The organism is Pectobacterium colocasium, assembly GCF_020181655.1.
In the GTDB taxonomy this organism is placed as follows: domain Bacteria; phylum Pseudomonadota; class Gammaproteobacteria; order Enterobacterales; family Enterobacteriaceae; genus Pectobacterium; species Pectobacterium colocasium.
In genome coordinates, this window is sequence record NZ_CP084032.1 from 1,414,712 (window position 1) to 1,438,641 (window position 23,930).

Sequence of the window (23,930 nt, forward strand, 5' to 3'; positions counted from 1 at the left end):
CACTTACTTGTGTAAGCTCTTGGGGATTCGTTGCGTCGCCGCCTTCCTGTAACCCGAATTATTTAGGGGATATTCGGGGGGGTATTGTAATCGTTCGCTGACGTTGTGACCAGCACCGGAAACCGCGCTTATTTGATAACCCCTTACATTCTATAAAAATGCGGCTTTTCTAAAAAATCCCCCTTAGATCCAGTACACTACTTTCATGCACTTTTACCGGTGTGAATACACCGGAACCAGAGAGGATAAAGCCAATATGCATTACGATGCGATTGTAGTTGGCGGAGGTATGGTCGGCGCGGCTGCGGCGCTTGGGCTGGCACAGCAAGGGTTTCAGGTCGCGGTGATTGAGCAGGACATGCCGGCGCCGTTTGATGCCGTCAGCCCGCCAGATTTACGGATCTCGGCGATTGGTTACGCGTCGGTTGCGTTGCTGAAAGCGTTGGGTGCCTGGCAGCGAGTGCAGCAAATGCGCAGCGCGCCTTACCGCCGTCTGGAAACCTGGGAATGGGCGAATGCCAGAGTCGTTTTCGATGCTGCTGACATTCATCTGCCTGAGCTGGGTTTTATGGTGGAAAACCGTGTGCTGCAACGAGCGCTCTGGGAAAGTTTGCAGGAAGAAGAACGTTGTCAATCTTACTGCCCGGCTGCGCCGCAGAACCTGCAACGCATCGATGATGGCTGGTGTTTACAGCTTGCCGATGGGCAACAACTGACGGGTTCGCTGGTGATTGGCGCTGATGGCGCGAACTCTCAGATTCGCCAGTGGGCGGGGATTGGCATCAGCGGCTGGCAGTATCGTCAGTCTTGTATGTTGATTGGTGTTGAGACTTCGCAACCCCAGCAGGATGTGACCTGGCAGCAGTTCACACCGAGTGGCCCGCGTGCATTTTTACCGCTGTTTGACCAATGGGGGTCGCTGGTGTGGTATGACAGCCCGCAGCGTATTCGCCAGCTTCAGACGATGCCGCTTACACAGCTGGATAAAGAAATTGCGGCCGCGTTTCCTGAGCGATTGGGCAAGGTCAAAGCGCTTTCTGCGGGATCATTCCCGCTGGTCAGACGCCATGCGCAAACCTATATCAAGCCTGGCTTAGTGCTGCTGGGCGATGCCGCGCATACCATCAATCCGCTGGCGGGGCAGGGGGTTAATCTCGGATATCGTGACGTTGAGGCGCTGTTGGATGTGCTAATTAACGCGCGCAATGCGGGAGAAGAATGGGCTTCTGAGCGCGTTTTACGCCGCTATCAGTGTCGCCGTATGCCGGATAATCTGATGATGCAAAGCGGGATGGATCTCTTCTATAACGCGTTCAGTAATGCGTTACCGCCGCTGAGCTTTGCGCGCAATATGGCGCTGATGGTTGCACAGCGCGCTGGCGTGTTAAAACAGCGCGCATTGAAATATGCCATTGGCGTCTGATGAATAATGAGGACGCCGCCCGCTATAGCACAGGCTCGGCGGTGAAGATTATATCGGTGTCCTCATTGGTTGTTGCTGTAAAGCGAACTTTTCCTACTTGTCGAACGCCTTTACCTGAGGCCTGGCTATCCTGCAGCAGGCCGAACATCATTTCGGTCACCTCAGGACTTTCAAGATTGTTCTCGCCCAATAGCGCAGAAAACGCGGCAGTGACGATTTGCAGATTCTGTCTTGTTGTTTCGGCGGGTTCTGACGCGGCACTGAGTAGCACGATTCCATTAAGCTGTTGGCTTTTACTTTCTACCGACCCAATTAAGCCGACGTACTCATTAAAAATGTGCTGAAAGTCATCGACGGACGTTCCCTTTTCCAACTTAATGGTCAATTTAAGAGGGATATTGAGTTTCGTCAGATTGGCATTCATCCGGTCAGCGAACGTTTGCGATGACATCTTAAAAGACGCGACATTGGCGGCATAAGCCGACGTAATGAAGCAAAATAGCAATGCCATGCTGAGTAGCAGTGTGGTTAACTGCGCACGTCTGACAGACCATCGCGATTGGCCGACGTCATTCTGCTGTGGCAGCACAACGTGGCTGAAATCATGAGTAACAGAGGATGTCGATAAAACCTTCATGCCCGCCCTTTTGAGAAAATCGAATGATTGGTGTGCATATGTTAGCACCGGATGATGTTAATACCAGACATAAGAAAACGGGGCGACATCTTTCGACCGATCCATTGTGAAGCGCTCAAAGGTGACGGTTTCCACTTTGGTGGCAAACTGTTTGCGCACACGCTTGCCTTCGCGGATAGCACTCACACAGCCTACGAACTGCCATACAGCCCCCTGTTAACTGAGGGCTGAATTTTCACTGTATATAAAAACAGTTATCAATATTTAAATTAACTAAAATATACAATTAAAAACTATTTGTTTTTTCTCCGTTGTTAAAAGCAATTGCTGCATTCAGAATTTGTGATGTTTCTGTTTCAGATTTATACCTGGATTTACTATTATCAATCCCAGAATTTTTAGCTATGTCAATTGCAGTTTTTATTAAATTTAAAAATTTAACATCATCAATAATTAATGTTTTTATTCTTTCACATTCTCTATCCATTTTATTTGAATTGAACGGTTCTATGTTTGATCCCATAGTCAATACTCTGATGATCATTAAAATATGGAATCTGAATTTTTTCATTGAGCTATCAATATCACCACTTCTAAAGAACTGTTCTAATCTGTAATAGCACAATGCACTAATGTAATATGGTGAAAGTTTGTGCTCTATGTTGAACATTTTACCTTTAAATCTATTTACTATAGTTCCATAATACGCGCTAACTAAATGCGGGGAGTTAAGGAACATAGATGCAAAGCATTTTATCTGTATAGGTATTGATATTATTTGTGTCTTTTTTATATTGGCAGAATTATATTGTTGAGATCTTCTTTCATAGTAAATAGAGAATGGTTTTTCCGCTAAAAAATATGACTCAAGGTTTTTTTGGAATACACTGAGAGATTCAAGCTCTTCTGGTTTTACTTCTGTCTGGCTGTTAGTTGCTAGAGTTATGTCAATTTTTATATCGTCACTATCTGTAACGATTATCTTGATAGGGACATAGACTGAATTCATTCCTTCAATGTCTTGACATTCGTGTAAGACATGACTTGTTTGACAACCATTCACAACCTGATAATCTCGGAGAGTAAATCTATTACCCGCAGGTGTAAGTGATGATGCTACTATTGTTATACCATTATTGAGAACACTAAATAAGTCAAACTTTTTATTTGTAAGGGTTTCTTTAATTCTTGAGTTTACGGGGTTGGAACCTTGAAAATCTCTAACGTTATCATCAAATATACTATGAATGCTTTTGTTTTCATCTTGGATTAATTTTATATATTCATCAAAAGGTATAACTCCAAGATATGCTTCTTTGACACCACGTATGTCAGGTAAAGTTATTCTACTTTGAAAGTTTATTGTTGTTGATAATTTGTTTTTTGTTTCATGATAAAGTTTTTGTATTTCACTTGCACCAAAGGGATATATTTTAATCTCTTCAAATATTCCAATTGCATCTATTTCCTTTACTCCATTGTTAACGATAGCAGTTAAATTTACATCACCAACCCATTTCCCCGTTGTAACATAATATAACCTACAATTAGGTCTTCTATTTATCATCTTATCAGAGTTAGATAATATGATTTCCCATATTTCTTTTGTCTCTTTTATTTTATCGTTTTGAACTAGCTCTGGTGTGTCTGATAAAAAATCTTTTACACCATATATGAAGTTTCCTAACTGAGCGCCATCAAATGATGTACTTGTCTTTGACTGAATAAATGTTATATCTACGTCTAGATAGCTGCTTGATTCTAAAATGTCGTTAAATACTTCTAATGAATTAATTATCTTTCCATTTATTGATATAAATAATCCGTCGATAGCACAATCATTCCCTTCGCCGCTATGAATATCTTCTAATTCGAAACTACTTCTATTTAACTTAGATACTATGGAATAGTTGCAGAAGTGTTCGAATCTGATAGATTCGGATAAATTTTCTATCTCATTTTGTTTTGAAAATGCTTCAAGTAATGAGTTTGTTATTTTGTCCATAATTTCCTCAATTAATTGATTAGTAAAAAAGTATATTTTATTAACGTTAGTTGGTGATTTTTAATTCGCGCACTACATATGAGTTATTTCAGCTGTGACTTTAATTTTAGCTAATATTTTCAATTCTAGAAGCAAGCATTCAAATGAAAGTTTATCTCCCGCCACATGAACTTTTCCTACAGGGATACGGGTCAGATCGCGGACGCTGATTTTTCCTTCAATCTCAACCAGCCACTTGCCGTCTGTCACTTCATCAAACTTAGACATGCTCGCATTGAACGAGTACAACAATCACGTCAGTCAGAAATTCAGCTTCATATAACATACGCTTTAAACTGTGCTTTGCTGCAAATGATGCCCTATGTTTCTGAATATTACAATTTCAATTCTTTTGGTACTCGTATGAGAAACAGGCTTATCTGCGAACTCCGACTATGACAAAGATGGGGAGTCCTCCCGAATCACTTTCCGGTGGGATTTTGACATACGTTGGATATTAGGGGATTCTTCACTTGGCATGAAACGTCCTCAAGGGCTTCGTATCGCGAGATGTGACAGCACATCGTATTAGGGCTTAGGAATTTATCTTACGTGGCACTATGGCTTTCTGACGAGCTTTAGGGAAATGCTTGGAGCCAAGTAGAAGAGTGGAGTGTTGCTTTCGTCTATTGAAGGGGGATCTTCGTATTTAGAATAGAGAAGGGGAGTAACCGTAGGATGAACGTTAAAATTTTTGTCGCCATTCATAACAAAACGGGGCGACATCTTTTGATTGTCGCCCCGTTTCTTTGCTGTTTTACCAGCTTTATTTGGCTGGGGTACGAGGATTCGAACCTCGGAATGCCGGAATCAGAATCCGGTGCCTTACCGCTTGGCGATACCCCAAAAATATGGTGGCTACGACGGGAATCGAACCTGTGACCCCAGCATTATGAGTGCTGTGCTCTAACCAGCTGAGCTACGTAGCCAAATCTACTGCTAATGTTACTTCACTTCAACAAATCTTCTACTATCAAGTAGATGGCTGGGGTACCTGGATTCGAACCAGGGAATGCTGGTATCAAAAACCAGTGCCTTACCGCTTGGCGATACCCCAACAGGACAACGAATTTTTCAGCATATGTTTGAAATGGCTGGGGTACCTGGATTCGAACCAGGGAATGCCGGTATCAAAAACCGGTGCCTTACCGCTTGGCGATACCCCAATCACTACAAAACACTAACAGGCTTCGAAAAGCGATGTCAGACCGAGAAGATGATATGGTGCGGGAGGCGAGACTTGAACTCGCACACCTTGCGGCGCCAGAACCTAAATCTGGTGCGTCTACCAATTTCGCCACTCCCGCAAAAAAGATGGTGGCTACGACGGGAATCGAACCTGTGACCCCAGCATTATGAGTGCTGTGCTCTAACCAGCTGAGCTACGTAGCCATCCTTTCCGCGTCACCTTCATCGGCGTTGCGGGGCGCATTATGCGTAGTTGGCCTAATTGCGTCAACTAGTTTTTTCCCGAAAAGTGCCCTCAATGTATCGTTTGTTTGGGTTGTGAACAGTATGGTGAGAAAAACGCCAAAAAGCACGCATTCCCAGTCAATTAAGCGTACAAAAACGGGCCATGAAAGGCCCGTTGACTGAAGAAATTAAATCGAATTATTTGTAGGCGGACTGGTGTACGCCAACCGCGCGGCCTGATGGATCATCCAGTTTCTTGAAGGATTCATCCCACTCAATCGCTTTCGCAGATGAACAGGCGACGGATGGGCCACCTGGTACGCATTCTGCCGCGCTTGGAACTGGGAACAGCTCTTCGAAGATTTCACGGTACAGGTAGGCTTCTTTGGAGCCTGGCGTGTTGTACGGGAAGCGGAAGCGTGCTGTCTCCAACTGCTGATCGGTAACCTGCTGAGCCGCGACTTCTTTCAGCGTGTCGATCCAGCTGTAGCCCACGCCGTCAGAGAACTGCTCTTTCTGACGCCATGCAACGCTGTGCGGCAGATAGGATTCAAAGCACTCGCGCAGGATGTGTTTTTCCATCTTGCCGTTGCCGCACATTTTGTCGCGTGGGTTGATGCGCATGGCGACATCGAGGAAGTTCTTGTCCAGGAACGGCACGCGAGCTTCCACACCCCAGGCAGACATCGCTTTGTTGGCGCGTGCGCAGTCATACTGGTGCAGAGCCAGCAGCTTACGCACGGTTTCTTCATGCAGCTCTTTGGCGTTTGGCGCTTTGTGGAAATAGAGGTAACCGCCAAATACTTCGTCAGAACCTTCGCCAGACAGCACCATCTTGATGCCCATTGCCTTGATTTTACGCGACATCAAGTACATCGGTGTTGAGGCACGAATTGTGGTGACGTCATAAGTTTCGATGTGATAAATCACGTCGCGAATTGCATCCAACCCTTCCTGCACGGTGAAATGAATTTCGTGGTGCACGGTGCCCAGATGGTCAGCCACTTCCTGCGCCGCTTTCAAATCTGGCGCGCCTTCTAAACCGACGGCGAAGGAGTGCAACTGAGGCCACCAGGCTTCGCTGCGCTCGTTGTCTTCTACGCGACGTGCGGCATATTTCTTGGTGATTGCGGAGATAACGGAGGAATCCAGACCACCAGAAAGCAACACGCCGTAGGGCACGTCAGACATCAGGTGGCTTTTTACCGCTTCTTCCAGCGCATCACGCAACGCTTCTTTATCTGTTTCGTTGTCTTTTACGGCATCGTAGTCAAACCAGTCACGCTGGTAATATTCGCGGATTTCGCCGTCTTTGCTCCACAGGTAGCTACCTGCCGGGAATTCTTTGATGGTGCGGCACACTGGCACCAGCGCCTTCATTTCAGAAGCGACGTAGAAGTTACCGTGCTCATCGTAACCCATATACAGCGGGATGATGCCGAGGTGGTCACGACCAATCAGGTAGGCGTCTTTTTCGCTGTCGTACAGCGCAAAGGCGAACATGCCGCGCAGTTCATCCAGGAATTCAGGGCCTTTTTCCTGATACAACGCCAGAATGACTTCGCAGTCGGAACCAGTCTGGAACGCGTAACGGTCACCGTATTGCTGACGCAATGCCTGATGGTTATAAATTTCACCGTTAACGGCCAGAATGTGGGTGCGCTCAGCGTTATAAAGCGGCTGTGCGCCCGTGTTGACGTCAACGATAGACAGACGTTCGTGAGCCAGAATCGCTTTGTCGCTGGCATAAACGCCGGACCAGTCTGGCCCGCGGTGACGCATTAAACGAGACAACTCCAACGCTTTCTTACGCAGTTCAACAGGATCGCTTTTCAGATCAAGCACACCAAAAATAGAACACATACATGACTCCAAATAATGACAGATTCGACCTCAGTGCCATTGATTTAGCATCAAAGTGCCATAGGAATTCAATATTATTTAATGAAAAAAGCCATTGATGTGGTATTTCGTTAATTTATTCGGTTTTCTGGTGTGGATTCTTCAAATTCATGAAGAGGAAAGGCCAGATTTTTAGTGATTACATAATCCGGCCAGAAAGGGAATCAGGCATTTTCGAGCAATTGCTGTAGCAGCACGCCATTTAGCATCGCCCGTTTGACCAAGGCAAACGCGCCGATCGCGGAAAGATGGTTGAGGCTGGAAATCTCAATCGGCAGGTTATGACGAAATTCTTTCAGCACTTGCGTGTTGATACAGCGTTGAATCGCCGGAAGCAGCGTTTTTTCTGCTTCGGTAATTTCACCAGCAATCACGACTTTCTGAGGATTGAACAGGTTGATTGCGATGGAAAGCGCTTTACCGAGGTTGATTCCAGCCTGTTCGATCACCTCGCGGGCGAGGGCATCGCCCCGATTTGCCGCTTTGCAAATGGCAGAAATCGTTACGTTATCCGTAGAAAGCTTGCTGGGATAACCTTGACGCAGCAGATGCTGCACTCGCTGTTCAATAGCGGCGTTGGCCACGACGGTTTCCAGACAGCCGAAATTGCCGCAGTGGCAGCGATCGCCGAGTGGATCGATCTGAATATGACCGATCTCGCCTACGTTGCCGTTGCTGCCCAGAAAAATTTGCCCGTTGACGAGAATACCCGCGCCCGTACCGCGATGGACACGTACCAGAATAGAATCCAGTGAGTCGTGGGTGGCACCGAAATAGTGTTCTGCCAGCGCCAGGCTGCGAATGTCATGACCGACAAAGCTGGTAACGTTGAACTGGCGTTGCAGATTTTCGACCAGTTTCCAGTTATTCACGCTGATGTGCGGCATATAGCGAACAATGCCCGCGACGGGATCAACCAGCCCAGGCAGCACAACGGAGATTGCAATGAGTTCGCGAATGCGGCGCTGGTGGCTGGCGATAAAGCCGACAATCGCCTGAAAAAGCGCGGCTTCCAGCGCTTCCTGCGTTTTCTCTTGCAGGTCGTAATGCGTTTCTTCCAGCGCTTTTCCCTGTAAATCGTACAGTGCAATGGTCGCGTCGTAACGACCGAGACGGACGGCGATAGAATGGAAAGGGCGGTTTTCGGTGATAATCGAAATGGCGCGTCTACCGCCGGTAGAAGCCTGCTGATCGACTTCTTTGATGAGCCCGCGTTCCAGAAGCTGGCGGGTGATTTTTGTGACGCTGGCAGGCGCAAGCTGGCTCTGTTCTGCTATCTGAATGCGTGAGATTGGTCCTTGCTGGTCAATCAGGCGGTAAACCACCGCGCTGTTTAATTGCTTAACCAGATCGACATTCCCTATCTGCGCCTGTCCGCCTGTGGTCATGAAAAAGTTACTCGCTTCTTTAGGTATAAACGCAGAGATAAATGCGTCGTCTTCGTCAACATGGAGTAAATCTGATCTCGGTTTACCCCACGCATTTCCGCTTTACCCCAAGACGTTTTTCACTTTATCCCCAAACCGGGTTACCGTTAACAAACGTCTTGAGAATGTGATAGTCACGGTCAAAGGCGGTCAGGTTGGCCACTTTACCGCTTTCAATACTGCCTAACTGCTTATCGACGCCGATGGCGCGTGCGGGATAGAGTGTCGCCATTCGAATGGCTTCATCCAGCGCGATACCCGCATGTTCGACGCTATTACGCACGGCTTCAATCATGGTCAGTGCAGAACCGCTCAGCGTGCCGTGCTCATCGACACAAATGCCATCACGGTAGTATATGGTTTTACCAGCAAAAATGAATTGGTCAATATCTGCCCCCGCCGGTGCGGTAGCGTCGGTAACCAGCACCAGCTTATCGCCCTTGATACGTTTACTATTGCGAATGTTGGCCCAGTCAACGTGTCGCCCATCCGCGATAATACCGCAATAGACTTCTGGGGCATCGTAAATTGCGCCGACTAAACCGGGTTCGCGGCCAGTCAGATATGGCATGGCGTTGAACAGGTGAGTTGCGAAACGAATACCAGCGGCAAAGCCCTGCTTCGCCTGTTCCCAGGTCGCGTTAGAATGCCCGGCAGAGACGATAATACCCGCAGTCGTTAGCTGACGGATAACCGACGGTTCGACTTCCTCTGGCGCCAGCGTGACTTTTGTAATGGCGTCTGCGTTAGCGCACAGAAAGTCGACGAGCGCTTGCGTGGGCTGGCGAATAAAGGCGGGGTCATGTGTACCTTTCTTTATCACGTTTAGCCACGGGCCTTCGAGATGCAGCCCCAGCGCCTGATGCTTATTCTGCGCCAGCCAGTCTCTCATCACATCAATGCTGTGCTTCATGAACGCATCGCTGGAGGTAATCAGCGTAGGTAAAAAGCTGGTACAGCCTGAACGCTGGTTTGCCTGCTGCATGATCTCCAGTGTTTTGACGGAGATCGTGTCCAGCGAGTCGTTGAATTGCACGCCGCCGCAGCCGTTCAACTGGAGGTCGATAAACCCCGGCGCGAGGAACGTACCGTGCAGGTCGTGTTGTTCAATGCCGGGAGGGAGCTCGGCAAGTGGGCAGACTCGCTCGATCAGCCCATCGGCAATCACGACGGCGTGATTGTCCAGAATCTGATGGCCGGTGAAAATCCGGCTGTGGGTTAACGCGTACATCATCGACTCCCGCGATCGGTTAGAGATTCTTCATACTTTCCGTTTCTAACTCACGGAAATATTTAACAGTTTTTACCTTCAGCTCCATCGTGGAAGGTTCATCACACACCATGATGGCTTTGGCATGAAGCTGCAAACAGCTGATCGTCCACATATGGTTAACGTTGCCTTCTACTGCAGCCTGTAGTGCCTGCGCTTTGTTGCGACCGGTCACCAGAATCATCACTTCTTCGGCATCCAGTAACGTACCAACGCCAACGGTCAGCGCAAATTTAGGCACCAGACTGACGTCCCCGCCAAAGAAGCGGGAATTCGCGATACGGGTTTCTTCCGTCAGCGTTTTAATGCGAGTGCGGGAAGCCAGAGAGGAGGCGGGCTCATTGAAGGCGATATGTCCATCATTACCCACGCCGCCCATGAAAAGATGAATTTTTCCGTAGGACTTTATTTTCTCTTCATAACGGCGACATTCTGCTGTGGTGTCTTCTGCGTTGCCGTTCAACAGGTTAATGTTTTCACGCGGAATATCAATGTGATTGAAAAAATTCTGATGCATGAAGGTATGATAGCTTTCTGGGTGGTCGGTCGGCAGACCGACGTATTCATCCATATTGAAGGTGACAACGTGTTTGAAGCTCACCAGGCCAGCCTGGTGCATGGCGACCAGCGATTTGTAGGCCTCCAACGGTGAGCTGCCTGTCGGTAGCCCAAGAATAAAAGGGCGCTCTGCGCTGGGGTTGAAAGCGTTAATCTTCTCAACGATGTGGCGGGCGGCCCATTTTCCGACGTCGGCGGCGGTAGTTAAGGGAATAAGTCTCATCAGCGCTCTCCTGGTTTTAAGTGGAATAAATTGCGTTATTGCGTCAATCGCGCCAGCTGCGCGTTTTGTCTATGCATTAAAATTAGTCTACTCCGTTTTTTTTAATCTTGAAATAAGTTGGGGTTTTATTCAGGTATAAACTTTTAATATGCAGTTTTTTGGTGATTTTTATCACATAATTATGGGGTTTAATTTGTGTAGCGAATTATTTTTCTTACACTCCCCCTAGGAGCCACCGCTGCCATGTTTTCTCGACAATGCAGTTTTTCGACGGCGACGCTCTTCGGCAGTGAAATTTATTGGCAGGTTTGTTTGCCCCACAACATTTCATTTACCTCGCAAAGGTAAGAGAGGGAAAAGTGAGTACTCTGAGCTATTTACAAAAAGTCGGTCGGGCATTGATGGTGCCTGTCGCGACGCTGCCTGCTGCCGCTATCCTGATGGGGATAGGTTACTGGATTGATCCGGTTGGCTGGGGAAGCGAGAACGCGCTGGCCGCGCTCCTCATTAAATCGGGCGAAGCCATTATCGGGCATATGGCGGTGTTGTTTGCCGTCGGTGTCGCGTACGGTATGTCGAAAGATAAAGACGGTGCGGCGGCATTGACCGGCTTTGTCGGCTATCTGGTGCTGACCACGCTGTGTTCACCGGCCGTTGTCGCCATGATCCAACGGATCCCTGTTGAACAGGTGCCCGCTGCGTTTGGCAAGATTGAAAACCAGTTCATCGGGATTCTGGTTGGTGTGATGTCGGCCGAACTGTATAACCGCTTTAGTCAGGTTGAACTGCCTAAGGCGCTGTCGTTCTTCAGCGGACGCCGTTTGGTCCCGATTCTGGTTTCTTTCCTGATGATTCTGGTGGCGTTCATTTTAATGTACGTCTGGCCAGTGATTTACAACGCGCTGGTGTCGTTCGGTGAACATATCCAACAGTTGGGATCGGTTGGTGCCGGGGTTTATGCCTTCTTTAACCGCTTACTGATTCCTGTTGGGTTGCACCACGCGCTGAACTCGGTGTTCTGGTTCGATGTCGCGGGCATCAACGATATTCCTAACTTCCTGGCTGGCCAGCAATCTATTGATTCAGGCAAAGCCGTAGTGGGGATCACCGGACGTTATCAGGCGGGCTTCTTCCCGATTATGATGTTCGGCCTGCCGGGAGCGGCGCTGGCGATTTATCACTGCGCCCGCCCTGAGAACAAAAGCAAAGTGGCAGGGATCATGTTGGCAGCGGCATTTGCCTCCTTCTTCACCGGGATCACCGAGCCGCTGGAGTTCTCATTCATGTTTGTGGCACCGGTGCTGTATTTCCTGCATGCGCTGCTGACGGGTTTTTCCGTCTTTATCGCGGCCAGTATGCATTGGATTGCCGGTTTTGGATTCAGTGCTGGTCTGGTGGATATGGTGCTGTCCTCGCGTAATCCGTTGGCCACCCAGTGGTACATGCTGCTTGTTCAGGGACTGGCATTCTTCGTCATTTACTATGTGGTGTTCCGCTTTACCATTACGCGCTTCAATCTGTTAACGCCGGGGCGTGAACTGGCCGTGAGCGGTAGCGAAGCTGATGGATATGATGTGAGTACCGCGACTGCGAGCGAGAAATCAGGCGATGCAGCGGCACTGGCGCGGGGTTACTTGCAGGCACTGGGCGGTAAAGCCAACCTGATCGGCATTGATGCCTGTATCACACGCTTGCGTTTGAATGTGGCTGATTCTTCTCTGGTTGACGATGCTCAGGCGAAGCGTCTTGGTGCGGCGGGCGTGATTCGTCTGAATAAACAAAGTGTACAGATTGTTGTGGGTACACAGGCCGAATCGATAGCAACCGCACTGAAAGCGGAGCAGAGTAAGGCGTAACATAACGGCGCTATGCTGATGAAATTGATAGGGCGAGATAGTAATCTCGCCCTTTTTTTTCGTTATGAATAATTAAATGAAACTAACGGTTGTTTCCCAGCGTAGCTTGTTGGATCATTGTCGGTTATACGTCGTTTTAGCATTGAGGAATGAAGAATGAGTGAGGCTGAAGCCCGCCCAACCAACTTTATCCGTCAGATTATCGATGAAGATCTGGCGTCCGGTAAGCATGACCATATTCAGACGCGTTTCCCGCCAGAGCCGAACGGCTATCTGCATATTGGGCATGCCAAGTCTATTTGCCTGAATTTTGGTATCGCGCGTGACTACCAGGGGCAATGCAACCTGCGTTTTGACGACACCAACCCGGTAAAAGAAGATATCGAGTACGTTGAGTCGATCAAACGTGACGTCGAGTGGCTGGGTTTTTCATGGAGCGGTGACGTTCGCTATTCTTCTGATTACTTCGATCAACTGCATGCGTATGCGGTTGAGCTGATCGGTAAAGGGCTGGCTTACGTTGATGAACTGACGCCCGAGCAGATCCGTGAATACCGTGGTACGTTGACGGCACCAGGCAAAAACAGCCCTTACCGCGACCGTACCGTGCAAGAAAACCTGACGCTGTTTGAAAAAATGCGCAACGGTGGGTTTGCGGAAGGCACGGCCTGCCTGCGTGCAAAAATCGATATGGCATCGTCCTTTATCGTGATGCGCGATCCAGTGCTGTATCGTATTAAATTTGCCGACCACCACCAGACGGGCAACAAGTGGTGCATCTACCCGATGTATGACTTCACCCACTGCATTTCCGATGCGCTGGAAGGGATCACGCATTCACTGTGTACGCTGGAATTCCAGGATAACCGTCGCCTGTATGACTGGGTGTTGGATAACATCACGATTCCTTGCCATCCGCGTCAGTACGAGTTCTCTCGCCTCAATCTCGAATACGCGATTATGTCCAAGCGTAAGCTGAATCAGCTGGTTGCGGAAAATGTCGTTGAAGGATGGGACGATCCACGTATGCCGACGATCTCTGGTCTGCGTCGCCGTGGTTATAGTGCGTCTTCTATCCGTGAATTCTGCGTGCGCATCGGCGTGACGAAGCAGGATAACAACGTGGAGATGGCCGCGCTTGAATCCTGTATCCGCGACGATCTGAATGAACACGCCCCGCGTGCGATGGCGGTGCTGGATCCGGTCAAAGTGGTGATCGAGAATCTGCCAGCTGGGCACGAAGAATTTGTCGCGATGCCAAACCATCCGAACAAGCCGGAAATGGGATCACGTCAGGTAGCATTTAGCCGTGAGGTTTATATCGATCGCGCAGATTTCCGTGAAGAAGCTAACAAACAGTACAAGCGCTTGGTGTTGGGTAAAGAAGTTCGTCTGCGTAATGCCTATGTGATCAAAGCCGATCGCATTGAAAAAGACGAGCAGGGTACTATCACCACGATTTACTGTAGCTATGATGCGGAAACGCTGAGCAAAGATCCGGCTGATGGCCGTAAAGTGAAAGGCGTGATTCACTGGGTTTCTGCGGCACACGCGGTACCAGCAGAATTCCGCTTGTACGATCGTCTGTTCAGTGTGGCAAACCCGGGTGCGGCGGAAGACTTCCTGTCGACGATTAATCCAGACTCACTGAAAATTACGCAAGGTTTTGTGGAAGCGAGTCTGGCGCAGGCAGAAGCAGAGAAAGCGTATCAGTTTGAGCGTGAAGGCTATTTCTGTGCTGACCGAGTTTACTCCAGTGCGGAACATCTGGTGTTTAACCGTACGGTTGGACTGCGTGATACCTGGGTAGGCTAACGCCACCGGTAAGAAGACAAAAATAAAACCGCCTCGGCGGTTTTATTTTTTTATGCGGTCGATTTATCGTGTCGATTCGTGCAGGGTTTCATCCTCGCGGCAATCCCCTTCACTGCAATGCCCGTAGAGATACAAACTGTGGTTGGTCAGTTTAATGCCGTGTCTTTCTGCGATCTCGCGTTGGCGTGCTTCGATAGATTCATCGCGGAATTCAATGACTTTGCCACAGTCGAGGCAAATTAAGTGATCGTGATGATGCTGCTGTGTCAGTTCAAAGACGGATTTACCCCCTTCGAAGTTATGACGAGTGACGATGCCCGCATCATCAAACTGGTTGAGTACGCGATAGACGGTAGCAAGACCAATCTCTTCGCCCATATCAATCAATCTCTTATATAAATCTTCCGCACTGACGTGGTGACAGACAGGATCCTGTAACACTTCCAGAATTTTCAATCTTGGAAGAGTGACTTTCAGGCCGGCCTTCTTTAATGCGATATTGTTGTCAGTCATGCGGGTTTAGTCCTGTTGCTTACTTATCAATGGAGGCTGCCTAGCCTATGACATCGGTCGGCGCAAAAAATGTAATAGCGTCCCAATTATAGAACCGCACATACAAAATGAAAACAAGGGAATGTTAACAATATTGTCCCCATTCACACTACTGGTATCCAACGCAATCCGTTGTTGGTGAATGAGGAAATGGTGAAGCACGTATAAAACCGATGGGATTATTGTACAGGTTTACGGATAGAAGTTAAAAAAATGTATCAATTATTATGAAAGGTTTTGCCTATCAATGTTGTTTTGGCTCTGATAGGGACTATCAGAGCCAACGTGGCTTAGCCAACCAGTTCTTTCAGGCTCAGTTCATCACTGATCTGTTTGACCCACGCGGTGACGCGTTCGCTGGTCAATTCAGGTTGACGGTCTTCATCAATAGCCAGACCGATGAAGTGATTGTCGTCGGCGAGCCCTTTAGAGGCTTCAAAGTAATAGCCCTCTGTTGACCAGTGGCCGACAATCGTCGCGCCGCGAGGCTCAATAATGTCACGAATGGTGCCCATGGCATCGCAGAAGTATTCCGCATAGTCTTCCTGATCGCCGCAGCCAAACAGGGCAACCAGTTTTCCTGTGAAATCAATTTCTTCCAGCGAAGGGAAGAAGTCATCCCAATCACATTGAGCTTCACCGTAATACCAGGTGGGAATACCCAGCAGCAGGATATCAAAACCGTCGAGGTCTTCTTTGCTGCTTTTGGCGATGTCATGAACATCAGCAACGTTGGTGCCTAACTGCTGTTGGATCGTTTTGGCGATGTTTTCAGTGTTACCAGTATCACTGCCAAAGAATATTCCGATGAGTGCCATGAATTGAATAACCTCTTGATTCCTAATGGTATGGTGTAATGTTTCACCCACTTATCTGTTAATAATAACAGACACTCACATCAGGAGAAACTCGTATCGGTAAGGAGGCGTAAATCAAAGGCGTATGCAATGTGGAGGGCAGTAAAAGAAACGAAACGCATCTCTGTGGGTGCTAAATTCCCCATAATGAATAGGGATTATGTTATCGTCTGGGATTAAATGCACATTTCCTTAATCTCTTCGCGGATATTTATCTGTAACGTTGTTTCATTTTTTATGAATGTGTTTTTTATTTTTACGACTAATTCCAATTGTAATTAAAAGCAGACTTCTTTTTGTGAGAAATAAAAGTCACCTCACGGTACGTTACTATTCATGAGAATTAAAATGCATACAAAAGATAATGTTTTTGTTGAATTAAAAGCCCGTAACATTTCTCGGGAATATTCCTAATGAATGGAGATAAGAATTATAACCATTTACGGATGGCTTGATGAAAAGACGAAAGGAAAATGTTTTATCTTTTTGATTTTAAATGATTAAATAAAAAACCGGCGTGGTTTTTTGCCGACTAACCGCATGGCGATGCCAACGCATATGAGGCGCAAGCGATAGCGATTTTTATGATAACTATCTGATTAAAATACTTATATCGATAAAAATAGATAAATGTATTCTCAATATGAAAAATTATATTAATAAATATAGCAAGAACGCTAAATATTCTCTGTGTTTAGCCGATGAGTTAGCGTGGTTTTTGAGTTTTCAACTCGGTGAAATGTGAACGCTAGGGAGAAGTGACCTGTTTCATGGTGTGAATTTTCTGATTCATATCGGTTGATTAGCGATAAAAATCTTTTTAACCATTTTCCTGATTTGGAGTGAGCTATGAGACTTATAAAAAATATTGCCATCAGAACCGCTATGCTATGGGTTCTGGGCATTTTTTGTGTCCTTTGGGGTGGCGTATCGATATATACCATGTTCTCTTTTAAAGAGATGACAGCGACCTCGAAAACCAGCACCTTGCTGGTTCAGAACATGAACTTTATCAACCAGGGCAACGATCAATACTTCCGTATGGTAACCCGTCTGGCGCGTGCCGTTGACGCTCGCCGCAGCGGCGATAATGCTACCGCAGATAAAGAACAGGCTTCCGCCCTCGTCGCGCTGGATAAACTGAAGTCTGATTTGGTGGCGTTTAACGCTATCGATCATGCAGGTCTGGATGCCGCGCTGGTACAGGCTGTTAGTCGTGACTGGAACAATCTGGTTACTCAGGGTGTTGAGCCGCTTTACCAAAAGGCCGTTGCCAATGCGTTGGATGATTATCAAAATCAGGCCAAGAATGTTGTGCCGCCATTGAGCCGCCAATTCGGCGCATCCTTATCCGCATTCAGTAACGCCAGCGCAGAGAAATTCGCTGCGGCTGGCGTGCGTTTTGAACAAATCACTACGATTGGACAGAACATTTTGCTGAGCGGATTGGTGATCGGTCTGATCATGCTGTTCCTGACAGACCGTTACCTCGTGGTGTGTCTGGTTCGTCCATTAAATGACCTGCGCTATCACTTTAGCGTGATTGCTTCCGGTCATCTGGGCAAGCCAATTCTGGACTTCGGCAATAACTGCGTCGGTCGCCTGTTCCCACTGCTGCGTGAAATGCAGGGGAGTCTGGCCAGCACGGTTAGCACGATCAGAAACAGCACGGATTCCATCTATCAGGGCGCTTCTGAAATTGCTGCGGGCAACAACGATCTGTCTTCACGTACCGAAGAGCAGGCTTCCGCGTTGGAAGAAACCGCGGCAAGCATGGAGCAACTGACGGCAACGGTGAAACAGAACGCTGAAAACGCCAACCACGCTAGCCAACTGGCGTTACAAGCCTCAACTACGGCGAAGAAGGGCGGTGAAATCGTTGAGAACGTAGTGAAAACCATGGCGGAAATCTCTGGCAGTTCGAGAAAAATCGCAGAAATCACTACTGTGATTAACGGTATCGCCTTCCAGACCAACATTCTGGCGTTGAACGCGGCGGTAGAAGCTGCGCGTGCAGGTGAGCAGGGGCGTGGATTCGCCGTGGTAGCGGGAGAAGTACGCAGTCTGGCACAGCGCAGTGCGCAGGCCGCGAAAGAGATCGAAGGGCTGATTTCTGAGTCTGTCCGCTGTGTCGATACAGGTTCTAATCTGGTTAGCGATGCCGGTGACACCATGCAGGATATCGTCCGTGCGGTGACCAACGTGACAGATATTATGGGTGAAATTGCGTCGGCATCGGAAGAGCAGAGCAAAGGCATTGCACAGGTTGGTCAGGCCGTGGCGGAAATGGACAGCGTAACGCAGCAAAACGCCGCGTTGGTTGAACAGGCCTCGTCGGCAGCCTTGTCGCTGGAAGAGCAGGCGGCGTTGTTGAACCAGACGGTGTCGCTGTTCCAGCTGTCTGACACGCAGTCAGCGCTGCAAGTCGCAGCAAAGCCGGTGCAGAAAGCGCACGCGGTTGCGCCACGTGCCGCTGCAGCTAAAGCGTTGCCACCCAGCAACGACAACTGGGAAAAATTCTGACGCGGGTTTTCATCAGAAAAACAGTATGTGAGTCAGAAAAGAGAGTGCTGTTTAATTTCGGGTGAATGTTCAAGCGGCGTCAGAAATGGCGCCGCACAAGATGTGAATATCGTATTACGTCAATCAGGACTGTTGTTCTGCTAACTGCGCCAGCAGCATCTCTTCAATCAATTCACTGCGGCTAATATTCCGCTCTTCAGCAAGGCTGTTCAGGATATCAACAGCGTCGCTGTTAATCTTTAATTCAACACGGCGCAAGCCACGAACTTTATCGCGACGTAGCTGGTTACGCTTGTTAATTCTTAGTTGTTCGTCACGCGAGAGCGGGTTGGTCTTGGGGCGGCCCGGACGACGCTCGTCTGCGAACAGATCCAGGGTGGTGCGATCCGTTTGTTCTTTTGCCATAAGTAATGATACTGCAAGGTATTCGGACCAAAATACACGGTGCTGCCTGTCTTGTTCTACAGATAAAAGCGATACCGATTCTCACCCTGCAACAGAGGTTGCCAGAATGCGGTTTGCTATCAGTGAAACATGTCGGGAAGTTATGCGTGCATTTTGATGAAGTGGTTACAATGCTTGTGGCTGAATCAGCCGTCCCTCTACTGCGGGCACAATCATACCCTAGCCGCACTGGCGGCGACAACGGTTAACTGACGCCGTTATCATGAATCCGCCAGTGGCAGTGTTGTCTGGTTAATTCGTGTCCAGAAAACGGTGGATAGCGCGTAAAACCGCATCGGGTTTTTCTGAGTGAACCCAGTGACCCGCTCCGCTGATGACATGCGCGCGTGCCGCTGGGAACTGACGCAGCAGCGAATCTCGGTAGCGATCGTCCAGATAAGGCGAATCGCCGCCGCGAATGAACAGGATAGGACCTTGCCAGACGGGAACATCCTGCCAGCCAACGATGTTTTCGTATTCATCCCACAACACCGGCACGTTAAAACGCCACTCACCCTGTTGGAAGGATTTCAGCAAAAATTGAATGACACCTTCTTCCTCTATGTGCTGACGCATTAAGGCGGCGGCTTCTGCGCGTGAGGTCAGTCCGGCTTCCGTGACGGCGCGTAGTGCAGCGAAAATACTGTCGTGACGGCGTACCTGGTAATCCACCGGTGCGATATCAATCGCGACCAGTTTGTCCAACCGTTCGGGAATGAGCGCACTGAGTGCCATCGCGACTTTCCCGCCCATTGAATGGCCAATAACGATAGCACGTTCGATGCTCAGGTCATTCAGCAGTGTCAGCACATCTTGCGCCATCGCAGGATAATTCATTTGCGGTGAGCGTGGCGACAAACCGTGATTGCGTAAATCGATTTGCAGAATATCGTGCGTGTTTTGCAAATCTCTGCCTAATACGCCAAGGTTATCCAGCGTGCCAAACAGGCCATGAATCAGGACGACAGGGAGTTTATCTGTGGGTTGGTGCGCATTTTGCCAACGATGATTCAATTTCATGGTGAAGTTCATTCAGAGAGACATGGGCTTAGGGTATCATGACTTTAGAACGAATTATGGCTTTAGAACATATCATGACGTTAGAACAATATTGTCGCTGAAGGGACTCGTATAGCCATTTGAATGGATGTGAAAGACATTGGGGCATAGTCTGACTTTTGCTATTGTCCCACTATGCCGCTGTTCGATAATATTTGAACGCCTGTATAATCCTTTTGATTTGAGTCATCTACCCATAGTGCCGGGTTGCAGAAGGGAAACACCTCTGTAATTTGCATGATTTTGGGTAAAAACAGCACTGGATAAAGATGAAAACTATTGAAGTCGACGAAGAGCTTTATCGCTATATTGCCAGCCACACACAACATATTGGTGAAAGCGCATCGGATATTTTACGGCGCATGCTGAAATTTACCGCTGGGCAGCCTGTTACCACGCCAGCGGTAGAGGCTGTTGCAACAACGGCAGCGTCTCAGCCTGCCTCTGCGCCGAGCCCGCGCGATCGGGTTCGCACCCTGCGTGAGCTGCTGCTGTCGGATGAATACGCTGAACAGAATAAGGCCATCAACCGCTTTATGCTGGTTCTGTCCACGCTGTATAACTTATCGCCGCAGGAGTTTGCTGCCGCGACAGAATCTCTTCATGGCCGCACGCGGGTCTATTTCGCGGGTGACCAACAAACATTGCTTCAGCATGGCACACACACAAAGCCCAAACATATTCCGGGTACGCCATACTGGGTGATTACCAACACGAATACCGGTCGTAAACGTAGCATGGTTGAGCACATCATGCTGACGATGCAGTTCCCAGCGGAACTGACAGAGAAAGTGTGCGGAACCATCTAATTATTTATTAACCATTTATCTAACGACAGCGTTAGGGAGAAACGCCAATGGCTAATCACCCAAGGGCCGGACAGCCTACCCGGCAGAGCGATTTGATCAATGTGGCACAGTTAACGTCACAATATTATGTGCTGCGGCCGGACGTCGGCAACACAGCGCATGCGGTGAAATTTGGTACGTCTGGCCATCGCGGCAGTGCGGGACGCCATAGCTTTAATGAACCGCATATTCTGGCGATTGCGCAGGCGATTGCTGAAGAGCGTAAAAAGCAAGGCATCAGCGGCCCGTGCTACGTCGGTAAAGATACTCACGCGCTCTCCGAACCTGCGTTTATCTCTGTGCTTGAGGTGTTGGCTGCCAACGGTGTAGATGTGATCGTACAGTTGGATAATGGTTTTACCCCAACGCCTGCGGTGTCTAACGCCATTCTGGTTAACAATCGTCAGGGCGGCGCGCTGGCTGACGGTATTGTGATCACGCCGTCCCACAACCCGCCGGAAGATGGCGGCATTAAATATAACCCGCCGAACGGTGGCCCGGCAGATACCAATCTTACCAGCGTGATTGAGAAGCGTGCGAATGCCCTGCTGGCGGATGAACTGCGTGACGTGAAGCGTATTACGCTGGATCAGGCGTGGAAAAGCGGACATGTCCACGAGCAGGATCTGGTTCAGCCGTATGTAGAAGGGCTGGCTAGCGTGGTGGACATGGCGGCGATTCAACGCGCTGGTCTGAAACTGGGCGTCGATCCGCTGGGTGGTTCCGGTATTGCCTACTGGCAGCGTATTGCCGAGCACTACAAGCTGGATCTGACGCTGGTGAACGATGCGGTCGATCAGACATTCCGCTTTATGTCGCTGGATCACGATGGCGTGATTCGTATGGACTGCTCGTCAGAATTCGCCATGGCTGGGCTGCTAGCGCTGCGTGATAAATTCGATTTGGCGTTTGCCAACGATCCTGATTATGACCGCCACGGTATCGTCACCCCTTCCGGGCTGATGAACCCGAACCACTATCTGGCGGTGGCAATCAACTATCTGTTCCAGCATCGTCCACAGTGGGGGCAGTCTGTTGCTGTCGGCAAAACGCTGGTATCCAGTGCGATGATCGACCGTGTAGTAGCCGATTTAGGCCGTAAACTGGTAGAAGTACCGGTTGGCTTCAAGTGGTTCGTTGACGGCCTGTATGACGGCAGCTTTGGCTTTGGTGGCGAAGAGAGTGCGGGGGCGTCCTTCCTGCGCTTTGATGGCACGCCGTGGTCGACGGACAAAGACGGCATCATCCTGTGTCTGCTGGCGGCGGAAATTACGGCCGTGACAGGTAAAAACCCACAGCAGCATTATGATGAGCTGGCACAGCGCTTTGGCGCGCCGAGCTATAACCGTATCCAGGCTTCCGCGACGCATGCACAGAAAGCCGTACTGTCCAAGCTGTCGCCTGAGCAGGTGTCGGCCAGTACGCTGGCGGGCGATCCGATTACTGCGCGCCTGACCGCTGCGCCGGGCAACGGGGCATCGATTGGTGGCCTGAAAGTGATGACGGAGAACGGCTGGTTTGCCGCGCGTCCTTCCGGCACCGAAGAAGCCTACAAAATCTACTGTGAAAGTTTCCTCGGGGTGGAACACCGCGAGCGCATCGAGAAAGAAGCGGTAGAAATTGTCAGTGCGGTACTCGCAACGGCTAAATAAGTGAAAAGGCGCTGCATGCAGCGCCTTTCAGACTGCTGACAAAGTCCGCAGAGCGGGCGTAACGGATAGATCGTAAAGACGCTGCAAGTACGTCCCTGTAAGCTCGGGTTGCGCCATCCCTGGCGCAAACGCTTTACTCTTCTATTCCGTTACTCCCGTTTTCACTCGGCAAATAAGTTTTTCAACTGTCTGCTTTTTTAATCTTGTACAGCCAGAAAATGCAGAACGCCTTTATCCCAATGCGACCAGCAACGCTCCCACGGAAATCAGCGCCACGCCAGCTCCCGCCATCAGCGAAATCTTTTCTCCCAGCAGAATGACTGCCAACACGACAGCGAAAACCACGCTGAGCTTATCGATCGGGGCGACCTGAGCGACATTACCGTTCTTCAATGCGACAAAGTAAAATAGCCATGACAGCGCCCCCGCGACGCCGCTGAGCACGATAAACAACAGCGCTTTTTTATTGGCGACGACCTCACCGACCAGCGCCAACTTGCCTTGCGCGACCACCACTCCGACTAAAAAAAGTGCCATGATGACGGCACGAATCGCGGTCGCCGTATTGGCGTCCAGATTTTGCAGACCAATCTTGCCAAATATCGCGACCAGCGCGGCGCATACGGCAGACAGCAAGGCGTAAATTAACCAACTACTCATGACGGCGTATTCCTGAAGAAAAGGCAAGCGCGTGCCGTGGGAAACATTCTCTACGGACGTCGCCTGATACAGAAGGATGATTTTACGGCATAAAACGATAACCGATAGCGGTTTCGGTCAAGAGATGGCGCGGTCTTGCCGGATCGCTTTCCAGCTTCTGGCGCAGGTGCCCCATATAAATGCGCAGATAGTGGCTGTGCTCGACAGCGTTTGGCCCCCAAACCTGCGTCAGCAACTGACGTTGCGTCAGCACTTTGCCTGGGTTGGCGAGGAGTGTGGCTAACAGACGAAATTCGATGGGCGTCAGGTGTAGCTCCTGATCGTCGCGATTCACCTGCCGATTGAGTAAATCCACGGTGATATTACCGAAGCTCACCAGCGGCGTTTCCTGCTGTGTATTGCTGTGGCGACGCAGCGCGACACGCAATCGTGCCAGCAGCTCGCCGATGCCGAACGGCTTGGTCAGATAATCATCGGCACCGGCATCCAGCGCGTCTATTTTATCCTGCTCATCGGTACGGGCAGAAAGCACAATCACGGGCAGGCTGCTCCACTGACGTAAATCGCGGATGTAGTCGATACCGTCACCATCCGGCAGGCCCAAATCGAGAATAATCAGGTCGGGTTTGCGCGTGGCTGCTTCCAGCAGACCGCGCTGCATCGTTTCGGCGTCAAACACGCGACAGCCTTCGCCTTCCAGCGCCTGACGAACAAAACGACGGATCTCTTTTTCATCTTCAACGATCAGAATGGTGGCCTGCAAGGGA

General features: G+C 49.2%; 18 protein-coding genes, 6 tRNA genes and 2 pseudogenes. 6 read left to right on the forward strand and 20 right to left on the reverse strand.

Going from position 1 to position 23,930, the window contains the following annotated elements:
• Positions 1-256: 256 nt before the first annotated feature.
• Positions 257-1,423, forward strand: a complete 1,167-nt coding sequence (gene ubiF / locus LCF41_RS06245) for a 3-demethoxyubiquinol 3-hydroxylase (protein ID WP_225087327.1) — start codon at positions 257-259, stop codon at positions 1,421-1,423.
• A 22-nt stretch (positions 1,424-1,445) separates the two neighbouring features.
• Here the strand turns inward: ubiF and LCF41_RS06250 are convergent, their stop codons facing one another.
• From LCF41_RS06250 to nagB, 14 genes and pseudogenes are all read right to left on the reverse strand, one after another.
• A complete protein-coding gene (locus LCF41_RS06250) occupies positions 1,446-2,060 on the reverse strand; it encodes a hypothetical protein (RefSeq protein ID WP_225087328.1) in 615 nt (204 codons plus the stop codon).
• A 99-nt stretch (positions 2,061-2,159) separates the two neighbouring features.
• Positions 2,160-2,265, reverse strand: a pseudogene (locus LCF41_RS06255) (site-specific integrase); the annotation flags it as partial.
• 81 nt (positions 2,266-2,346) lie between these two features.
• Positions 2,347-4,065, reverse strand: a complete 1,719-nt coding sequence (locus LCF41_RS06260) for an AIPR family protein (protein ID WP_225087329.1) — start codon at positions 4,063-4,065, stop codon at positions 2,347-2,349.
• A 72-nt stretch (positions 4,066-4,137) separates the two neighbouring features.
• Positions 4,138-4,329 (reverse strand): annotated as a pseudogene (locus LCF41_RS06265) (S24/S26 family peptidase); the annotation flags it as partial.
• A gap of 546 nt (positions 4,330-4,875) precedes the next feature.
• Positions 4,876-4,950: transfer RNA gene (locus LCF41_RS06270), tRNA-Gln, on the reverse strand.
• A 6-nt stretch (positions 4,951-4,956) separates the two neighbouring features.
• Positions 4,957-5,033 (reverse strand) — tRNA-Met (locus tag LCF41_RS06275).
• Positions 5,034-5,086: 53 nt separating this feature from the next.
• Positions 5,087-5,161 (reverse strand) — tRNA-Gln (locus LCF41_RS06280).
• Between the two features lie 34 nt (positions 5,162-5,195).
• Positions 5,196-5,270: transfer RNA gene (locus LCF41_RS06285), tRNA-Gln, on the reverse strand.
• Between the two features lie 56 nt (positions 5,271-5,326).
• A tRNA-Leu gene (locus LCF41_RS06290) sits at positions 5,327-5,411 on the reverse strand.
• A gap of 8 nt (positions 5,412-5,419) precedes the next feature.
• A tRNA-Met gene (locus tag LCF41_RS06295) sits at positions 5,420-5,496 on the reverse strand.
• Positions 5,497-5,715: 219 nt separating this feature from the next.
• Positions 5,716-7,380, reverse strand: a complete 1,665-nt coding sequence (gene asnB, locus LCF41_RS06300) for an asparagine synthase B (protein ID WP_225087331.1) — start codon at positions 7,378-7,380, stop codon at positions 5,716-5,718.
• Between the two features lie 203 nt (positions 7,381-7,583).
• Complete coding sequence (nagC, locus tag LCF41_RS06305; protein ID WP_225087332.1) at positions 7,584-8,807, reverse strand: DNA-binding transcriptional regulator NagC; 1,224 nt, start codon at positions 8,805-8,807, stop codon at positions 7,584-7,586.
• A 124-nt stretch (positions 8,808-8,931) separates the two neighbouring features.
• A complete protein-coding gene (gene nagA / locus LCF41_RS06310; RefSeq protein WP_225088112.1) occupies positions 8,932-10,077 on the reverse strand; it encodes an N-acetylglucosamine-6-phosphate deacetylase in 1,146 nt (381 codons plus the stop codon).
• 19 nt (positions 10,078-10,096) lie between these two features.
• Complete coding sequence (gene nagB, locus LCF41_RS06315; protein WP_225087333.1) at positions 10,097-10,897, reverse strand: glucosamine-6-phosphate deaminase; 801 nt, start codon at positions 10,895-10,897, stop codon at positions 10,097-10,099.
• Positions 10,898-11,256: 359 nt separating this feature from the next.
• Here nagB and nagE point away from each other — a divergent pair, with 359 nt between their 5' ends.
• Positions 11,257-12,753 carry an N-acetylglucosamine-specific PTS transporter subunit IIBC gene (gene nagE / locus LCF41_RS06320; protein WP_225087334.1) on the forward strand — a complete coding sequence of 499 codons (1,497 nt, stop codon included), beginning with the start codon at positions 11,257-11,259 and terminating at the stop codon, positions 12,751-12,753.
• Positions 12,754-12,909: 156 nt separating this feature from the next.
• On the forward strand, positions 12,910-14,568 hold the full coding sequence (gene glnS / locus LCF41_RS06325) for a glutamine--tRNA ligase (RefSeq protein WP_225087335.1): 1,659 nt from the start codon (positions 12,910-12,912) through the stop codon (positions 14,566-14,568).
• 63 nt (positions 14,569-14,631) lie between these two features.
• Here glnS and fur read toward each other — a convergent pair whose 3' ends face one another.
• Together fur and fldA are read right to left on the reverse strand one after the other, a co-directional pair.
• Positions 14,632-15,081, reverse strand: coding sequence for a ferric iron uptake transcriptional regulator (gene fur, locus LCF41_RS06330; RefSeq protein ID WP_225087336.1), 450 nt, complete (start codon positions 15,079-15,081; stop codon positions 14,632-14,634).
• 329 nt (positions 15,082-15,410) lie between these two features.
• Positions 15,411-15,938: a flavodoxin FldA gene (gene fldA, locus LCF41_RS06335; RefSeq protein WP_225087337.1), complete on the reverse strand. Its 528-nt coding sequence runs from the start codon at positions 15,936-15,938 to the stop codon at positions 15,411-15,413.
• A gap of 888 nt (positions 15,939-16,826) precedes the next feature.
• Here fldA and LCF41_RS06340 point away from each other — a divergent pair.
• Positions 16,827-18,500 (forward strand): methyl-accepting chemotaxis protein, encoded by a 1,674-nt coding sequence (locus tag LCF41_RS06340; protein ID WP_225087338.1) that lies wholly within the window; start codon positions 16,827-16,829, stop codon positions 18,498-18,500.
• Between the two features lie 123 nt (positions 18,501-18,623).
• Here LCF41_RS06340 and ybfE read toward each other — a convergent pair whose 3' ends face one another.
• Together ybfE and ybfF are read right to left on the reverse strand one after the other, a co-directional pair.
• A complete protein-coding gene (gene ybfE, locus LCF41_RS06345; protein WP_225087339.1) occupies positions 18,624-18,905 on the reverse strand; it encodes a LexA regulated protein in 282 nt (93 codons plus the stop codon).
• Between the two features lie 291 nt (positions 18,906-19,196).
• Positions 19,197-19,964 carry an esterase gene (gene ybfF, locus LCF41_RS06350; RefSeq protein ID WP_225087340.1) on the reverse strand — a complete coding sequence of 256 codons (768 nt, stop codon included), beginning with the start codon at positions 19,962-19,964 and terminating at the stop codon, positions 19,197-19,199.
• A 308-nt stretch (positions 19,965-20,272) separates the two neighbouring features.
• On the opposite strand from ybfF, the gene seqA reads away from it, so the two are divergent.
• The gene (seqA, locus tag LCF41_RS06355) at positions 20,273-20,812 is read left to right on the forward strand and encodes a replication initiation negative regulator SeqA (protein ID WP_225087341.1); all 540 of its coding nucleotides are present in this window, start codon (positions 20,273-20,275) and stop codon (positions 20,810-20,812) included.
• 47 nt (positions 20,813-20,859) lie between these two features.
• A complete protein-coding gene (gene pgm, locus LCF41_RS06360) occupies positions 20,860-22,503 on the forward strand; it encodes a phosphoglucomutase (alpha-D-glucose-1,6-bisphosphate-dependent) (protein ID WP_225087342.1) in 1,644 nt (547 codons plus the stop codon).
• A gap of 231 nt (positions 22,504-22,734) precedes the next feature.
• Here pgm and LCF41_RS06365 read toward each other — a convergent pair whose 3' ends face one another.
• Both LCF41_RS06365 and kdpE read right to left on the reverse strand, forming a co-directional pair.
• Entirely contained in the window at positions 22,735-23,163 is a 429-nt protein-coding gene (locus tag LCF41_RS06365; RefSeq protein WP_225087343.1) for an EamA family transporter, read from the reverse strand.
• Positions 23,164-23,245: 82 nt separating this feature from the next.
• Complete coding sequence (gene kdpE / locus LCF41_RS06370) at positions 23,246-23,926, reverse strand: two-component system response regulator KdpE (protein WP_225087344.1); 681 nt, start codon at positions 23,924-23,926, stop codon at positions 23,246-23,248.
• Positions 23,927-23,930: the final 4 nt, after the last annotated feature.

What these genes read in the sequence shown, in the direction of transcription:
- nagB (WP_225087333.1), bottom strand. Translation starts at nt 10,897, where the DNA reads ATGAGACTTATTCCCTTAACTACCGCCGCCGACGTCGGAAAATGGGCC.
- ybfF (WP_225087340.1), bottom strand. Translation starts at nt 19,964, where the DNA reads ATGAAATTGAATCATCGTTGGCAAAATGCGCACCAACCCACAGATAAA.
- fldA (WP_225087337.1), bottom strand. Translation starts at nt 15,938, where the DNA reads ATGGCACTCATCGGAATATTCTTTGGCAGTGATACTGGTAACACTGAA.
- pgm (WP_225087342.1), top strand. Translation starts at nt 20,860, where the DNA reads ATGGCTAATCACCCAAGGGCCGGACAGCCTACCCGGCAGAGCGATTTG.
- glnS (WP_225087335.1), top strand. Translation starts at nt 12,910, where the DNA reads ATGAGTGAGGCTGAAGCCCGCCCAACCAACTTTATCCGTCAGATTATC.
- LCF41_RS06365 (WP_225087343.1), bottom strand. Translation starts at nt 23,163, where the DNA reads ATGAGTAGTTGGTTAATTTACGCCTTGCTGTCTGCCGTATGCGCCGCG.
- fur (WP_225087336.1), bottom strand. Translation starts at nt 15,081, where the DNA reads ATGACTGACAACAATATCGCATTAAAGAAGGCCGGCCTGAAAGTCACT.
- nagC (WP_225087332.1), bottom strand. Translation starts at nt 8,807, where the DNA reads ATGACCACAGGCGGACAGGCGCAGATAGGGAATGTCGATCTGGTTAAG.
- asnB (WP_225087331.1), bottom strand. Translation starts at nt 7,380, where the DNA reads ATGTGTTCTATTTTTGGTGTGCTTGATCTGAAAAGCGATCCTGTTGAA.
- ubiF (WP_225087327.1), top strand. Translation starts at nt 257, where the DNA reads ATGCATTACGATGCGATTGTAGTTGGCGGAGGTATGGTCGGCGCGGCT.
- LCF41_RS06250 (WP_225087328.1), bottom strand. Translation starts at nt 2,060, where the DNA reads ATGAAGGTTTTATCGACATCCTCTGTTACTCATGATTTCAGCCACGTT.
- LCF41_RS06260 (WP_225087329.1), bottom strand. Translation starts at nt 4,065, where the DNA reads ATGGACAAAATAACAAACTCATTACTTGAAGCATTTTCAAAACAAAAT.
- LCF41_RS06340 (WP_225087338.1), top strand. Translation starts at nt 16,827, where the DNA reads ATGAGACTTATAAAAAATATTGCCATCAGAACCGCTATGCTATGGGTT.
- nagA (WP_225088112.1), bottom strand. Translation starts at nt 10,077, where the DNA reads ATGTACGCGTTAACCCACAGCCGGATTTTCACCGGCCATCAGATTCTG.
- ybfE (WP_225087339.1), bottom strand. Translation starts at nt 18,905, where the DNA reads ATGGCAAAAGAACAAACGGATCGCACCACCCTGGATCTGTTCGCAGAC.
- seqA (WP_225087341.1), top strand. Translation starts at nt 20,273, where the DNA reads ATGAAAACTATTGAAGTCGACGAAGAGCTTTATCGCTATATTGCCAGC.